The organism is Streptomyces sp. NPDC048171, assembly GCF_043202655.1.
Taxonomy (GTDB): domain Bacteria; phylum Actinomycetota; class Actinomycetes; order Streptomycetales; family Streptomycetaceae; genus Streptomyces.
Genome location: NZ_JBIDAU010000004.1, coordinates 335,074 through 340,010, shown reverse-complemented (window position 1 = coordinate 340,010; position 4,937 = coordinate 335,074). Strand labels below are relative to the sequence as shown.

Genomic DNA, 4,937 nt, shown 5'->3' with positions numbered 1-4,937 from the left:
CGCCATGCCTGTCATCACCGTCAACGACATCCGGATCAACTACTACGACAGCGCGCCGCCGGGAGGCGGCGGCTCGGCACCGGCCGTGCTGCTGGTGATGGGCTCGGGCGGCAGCGGCCGGGCCTGGCACCTGCACCAGGTGCCCGCCCTGGTCGCCGCCGGCTACCGCGTGATCAGCTTCGACAACCGGGGCATCGCACCGAGCGAGGAGTGCCCGGGCGGCTTCGGCATCGACGACCTGGTCGGCGACACCGCGGCCCTCGTCGAGGAACTCCGCCTGGGCCCCTGCCGGGTGGCCGGCATCTCCATGGGCGCCCACATCGCCCAGGAGCTGGCCCTGTCCCGGCCCGACCTCGTGGACCGGATGGTGCTGATGGCGACCCGGGCCCGCCCGGACGCCCTGCGCGAGGCGATGACCCGCGCGGAGATGGAGCTGTACGACCAGGGGGTCCGGCTGCCCGCCGCCTACGAGGCGGTCGTGCAGGCCATGCAGAACCTCTCGCCCCGCACCCTCGACAACGACCGGCAGGCCCGCGACTGGCTCGACGTGCTGGAGCTGACCCGGGTCTCCGGGCCGGGGCACCGGGCCCAGCTCGGGGTCGGCATGATGCCCGACCGGCGCGAGGCCTACCGCGGCATCCGGGCCGCCACCCGCGTCATCGCCTTCCAGGACGACCTGATCGCCCCGCCCCACCTGGGCCGGGAGGTCGCCGACGCGATCCCCGGCGCCGAGTACGAGCTGGTGCCCGACTGCGGGCACTACGGCTATCTGGAGTCACCGGACGCGGTGAACAAGAGCCTCGTCGAATTCCTGCGCCGGTGAAGGAGAACACCTTGCAGACCGAGTCCGAAACCGCGCCGGAGACCGCCTCCGGGACCCTGACGCCCGACGACCGCCACCTGCTCGGGCTGGCCCTGGAGGTGTGCCCCGGCTTCGCCCCCGGCGAGGTCGTCTACCGCAGCCGCACCTCCCTGGTGGTGGGCGGCTTGCTGGACGGCGTCGAGGCGCTGGCCAAGGTGCGCACCCCCGACTGGCGGCGCCAGTGCCTGCGCGAGATCGACACCTACGACCTGTTCGACGCGGTGGCGCCGCCGGTGCCGGTGCCCCGGCGGTTCGCCTCCGACAAGGAGCGCGCCGTGCTGGTCATGGAGCGGCTCGCCGGTGAGGTGCTGGCGCCCGACCGCTTCCCCGTCACGCCCGTCGCCCGCGAGGACCTGGACGGGGTGCTGGCGGCGGTGGAGCGACTGCGCCACTGGCACCCCGCGCTGGCCGAGGGCTGGTCGGTGGACTACCGGGGGATGCTGGAGGGCGTGCACGCCCAGGGCGTCTTCGACGAAGCGCACTGGGCGTCGCTGCTCCGACTCCTCGAGCTGTCCGGCACCCCGCGCGAGTTCGGCCACGGCGACCTGGTGCTCGCCAACGTCGTCCGCAGCCGGGGCCGGCAGGTCCTGATCGACTGGGCGAGCAGCGCCCTGTACCTGCCCTGCCTCGACCTCGCCCAGCTCTGGATGCTGCTCGGGGACGTCCCGGGCGCCCGGGCCCGGATCGAGGTGGCGGTGGCCGAACGCGCCGACGAGCGGGACGGGATGATGCCGTTCCTGGTGAACCTTACGCTGCTGCTCTACCGCGAGCGCCGCGCCCACCAGCGCTTCACCGACGACGCCTCGCGGGCCCGGGCGGTGCGTCTCGACGCCGCCTGGGAGCTGACCCGGCACCGGGTCCGGCAGTGCCTGGCGACAGCGGGCTGACCGGCCCGCGGCACACGCGAAGGGGCCTCCCGGTGAAGTCACCGGGAGGCCCCTTCGTGTGGGGGGGGTTACTGGATGAGCAGCTGGTGGCTGGCCAGTTCGCGGTAGAGGGGGCTGGTGCCGGTCAGTTCCTCGTGCCGGCCCGCGGCGACGACCTCGCCGTGTTCCAGGACGACGATCTGGTCGCTGTCCACGACGGTGGAGAGCCGGTGGGCGACCACGAGCAGCGTGCGGTCGGCGGTGACGGTGCCGATGGCCTCCCGCATCAGGGCCTCGTTGCGGGCGTCGAGGTTGCTGGTCGCCTCGTCGAGCAGCATGATCGGCGGCGCGGCGAGGAAGGTGCGGGCCAGGGCGAGCCGCTGCCGTTCGCCGCCGGACAGCAGGACGCCGCCCTCGCCGACCTCGGTGTCCAGGCCGAGCGGCGCCCGCTCGACGACGCCCAGCAGGTTGACCGAGCGCAGCACCTCCCGCATGGCGTCGTCGTCGGCGTCGGGCGCGGCCAGGGACAGGTTGTCGCGGACGGTACCGGCGAGGACGGGCGCCGACTGCTCGACGTAGCCGAGGCGTTGCCGCAGCTCCCGGCGCGGCAGGTCGCGTACGTCGGTGCCGCCGACCCGGACGACGCCCGAGGTGACGTCGTAGAACCGTTCCACCAGCGACAGCAGCGTGGACTTGCCTGCGCCGGAGGGGCCGACCAGGGCGGTGCGGGTGCCGCGGGGGACGGTGAGGGACACGTTCCGCAGGACCGTCTCGCCGTCGTCGTAGCCGAAGCTGACCCGGTCGAACTCGATCGCGGGCGGCCGTGCGGCGCCGGTCTCCGCATCGGGCCGGGTCCGCTCCCGCACGGTCAGCGTCCCCGTGGCGGCGGCGCTGTCGGTCTCCTGCGGCAGGTCCACCATCTCCTCGATGCGCTGAAGGGCACCGAGCCCGGACTGGAGCCGGGAGTAGGCGGTCAGGGCGCGGCCGAGCGGGAACCAGAGCATGAACAGGAACAGCACGAAGGCGACCATGTCGCCGACCTGGATGGCGCCGCTGGCCACCCGGGCGCCGCCCAGGCCGAGGACCACGAGGAACGCGACCTGGATGGTGGTGGACGTGATCGGGTTGATCATCGCCTGGAGCCGGGCGATGCGCATACCGGCGTGGTACGCCTCCTTGGCGTAGCCGTCGACGGCGTGCCCCTCGCGTTCCTCGGCGCCGCTGGCGCGGATCGTGCGGACGGCGGAGATGGCGCGCTCGACGGCGGACGTCATCTCGCCGATCCGGTCCTGGGCGTCACGGGAGGCGCCGCGCACCCGGCGGGAGAGCCCGACGACGGCGAGGACGCCGAGGCCGAGGCCGAGGGCGGTGGCGGCGAACAGGGTGGGGTCGATCAGGCACATCATGAGCGCGGAGCCGCCGACCATGACGACGTTGGTCACGGTGTCGAACAGGCCCGAGGTGACCACCGCGCGCAGCATCGTGGTGTCGGCGCCGACGCGGGAGAGCATGTCACCGGTGCGGCGCCGGTCGTACTCGGTGATCGGCAGTCGCAGCAGCCGGGCCACCAGCCGCCGCCGGGCGGTCAGGACCAGCCCCTCGGCGGCCCGCTGGAGCAGGTAGTCGCGGACGCCGCCGAGCACGGCCACGACGACGAGGACGCCGATGAGCAGGGCGACCAGCCGGCCCACCGGCCGGTCCGCCTCGATGTCGGTGAGCACGTCGCGGGTGAGCACCGGCTGGCTGAGGGTGAGGAGGGTCACCACCAGCGAGAGCACCGCGACGATCCCCAGCGTCGGCCAGTAGCCCTGCAGATACGGGAACAGGGAGCGCAGTCCGACCTTCCGGGCGGGCGGGGACGGCGGCCCGGGTTCCGGCGCGCTCTTCGCCCCGGCGTCCGGAGCGGGCGGCCGCTCCCTGGTCTGCGTGCTCGTCATCGGACTCCTACTCCTGTGTCACTGCGGGGGCTTCGCCGGTCAGGCGGGCTGTGGCGCGTCTCCGAGCACGTAGCCGTCGGCCGGGCGCAACGCGCGGCAGCGGCGCAGGTCGGTCAGCACGAAGGTGCGCTGGAGCCAGCGGTCGGTGCCGTCGTAGCGGGGCGTGAACTCGGTGCGGCCGTGGACGGTGACCCGGTTGTCGACGATCGCCAGCTCGCCCGGGGCGAGGCGGTGGGTGGCCGCGGTGGCGTCGAAGTGGGCCTGGAGTTCCCGCAGGGCCTCGGCGGCGCGTTCGGTGACCGGTTCGGTGGCGGCCAGGTCCACCCGGAGGTCGGGGTCCGACGGGTCGCCGAGGAGGACGGGGCCCGCCGCCTCGCCGGGGCCGCTCAGGTTGAAGGACGGCGGCGGGGCGGTGATGAACTCCGGTGCCCACAGGGCGTCCACGGTGCGGTCGGAGAGCAGCGGGAGCACCCGCCGGATGCAGGCGGTGCGCAGGCCCGCCCGGCCCGTGGGGTCGGCCCGCAGGCACAGCAGCATCACGAAGTCGGGGCGGTGCTCGTGGAAGGCGTTCTCGTTGTGGAACGTCAGCAGGGTCGAGCCGGCGTTGCCCTGGAACTCCTCCATCCCCGGCACGGGGACGACGTCCTGGACGAGGGCCCCGTTCTTCTCCGGCCGGAACGCGCCGGGGTCGCCCAGTCCGCACGCCACCATCAGCAGCACGGCGGCGCCCAGCGAGGGCTCGCGCTGCACGGAGCCGTTGACCGCCGGGGTCGGCGGCAGCCCCATCGAGTCGACCGGCAGCCCGCGCAGCAGCATCCCGCCGTCCGGTCCCGAGTCCCGGCGGAATCCGGCGAGTTTCTTGCGCAGGTCCGCGGGCCATTCGTGCCAGGCGTTCCTGGCCGCCTCGACCCATTCGGCGTCGTCGGGCCGCCCGGTCGCCTGAGTGGCGAGCTTCCAGGCTATTTCCTCGACGAGTTCCGCGTCCGACTGGTTCAGCGTCACGTCGTAACGCGGCGCCGACCGCGCGGCATTCGCAGCCATTGTCAGAGCCTCCGTTCACAGTCATTTTGTGTGCACTCGTGACGCTATGGGCCGTCGTTATCGGCCGCGTATCGAGTGAGCATGAGCGGAAATTCAGGTTCCGGTGAGCCCGGCCAGGCCGAGGAGCAGGTCCTTGACCTCCGTCGCGGCGACGGCCTCCCTCAGCGGCGCGCGCGGGTCGGAGACGAGCAGCACGGGCGCGTCCCGGGGGCCGTCCATCGGGACGACGTT

General features: G+C 73.5%; 5 protein-coding genes. 2 read left to right on the top strand and 3 right to left on the bottom strand.

What is annotated here, in order from left to right; genetic code table 11:
* Window positions 1–4 precede the first annotated feature (4 nt).
* Entirely contained in the window at window positions 5–823 is an 819-nt protein-coding gene (locus ACGF3J_RS13365; protein ID WP_393854136.1) for an alpha/beta fold hydrolase, read from the top strand.
* A 56-nt stretch (window positions 824–879) separates the two neighbouring features.
* The gene (gene hasP / locus ACGF3J_RS13360) at window positions 880–1,749 is read left to right on the top strand and encodes a 3-hydroxyasparagine phosphotransferase (RefSeq protein WP_161332214.1); all 870 of its coding nucleotides are present in this window, start codon (window positions 880–882) and stop codon (window positions 1,747–1,749) included.
* A gap of 68 nt (window positions 1,750–1,817) precedes the next feature.
* Here hasP and ACGF3J_RS13355 read toward each other — a convergent pair whose 3' ends face one another.
* The 3 genes from ACGF3J_RS13355 to ACGF3J_RS13345 form a co-directional block, all read right to left on the bottom strand.
* The gene (locus ACGF3J_RS13355; protein WP_161332211.1) at window positions 1,818–3,665 is read right to left on the bottom strand and encodes an ABC transporter ATP-binding protein; all 1,848 of its coding nucleotides are present in this window, start codon (window positions 3,663–3,665) and stop codon (window positions 1,818–1,820) included.
* 39 nt (window positions 3,666–3,704) lie between these two features.
* On the bottom strand, window positions 3,705–4,706 hold the full coding sequence (locus ACGF3J_RS13350; RefSeq protein WP_161332210.1) for a clavaminate synthase family protein: 1,002 nt from the start codon (window positions 4,704–4,706) through the stop codon (window positions 3,705–3,707).
* Window positions 4,707–4,799: 93 nt separating this feature from the next.
* On the bottom strand, window positions 4,800–4,925 hold the full coding sequence (locus ACGF3J_RS13345; RefSeq protein ID WP_272924226.1) for a hypothetical protein: 126 nt from the start codon (window positions 4,923–4,925) through the stop codon (window positions 4,800–4,802).
* Between the last annotated feature and the right edge of the window lie 12 nt (window positions 4,926–4,937).

Bases quoted from the DNA above. Each gene is read 5' to 3' on its own strand.
- ACGF3J_RS13365 (WP_393854136.1), top strand. From the start codon at position 5: ATGCCTGTCATCACCGTCAACGACATCCGGATCAACTACTACGACAGC.
- ACGF3J_RS13355 (WP_161332211.1), bottom strand. From the start codon at position 3,665: ATGACGAGCACGCAGACCAGGGAGCGGCCGCCCGCTCCGGACGCCGGG.
- ACGF3J_RS13350 (WP_161332210.1), bottom strand. From the start codon at position 4,706: ATGGCTGCGAATGCCGCGCGGTCGGCGCCGCGTTACGACGTGACGCTG.
- ACGF3J_RS13345 (WP_272924226.1), bottom strand. From the start codon at position 4,925: ATGGACGGCCCCCGGGACGCGCCCGTGCTGCTCGTCTCCGACCCGCGC.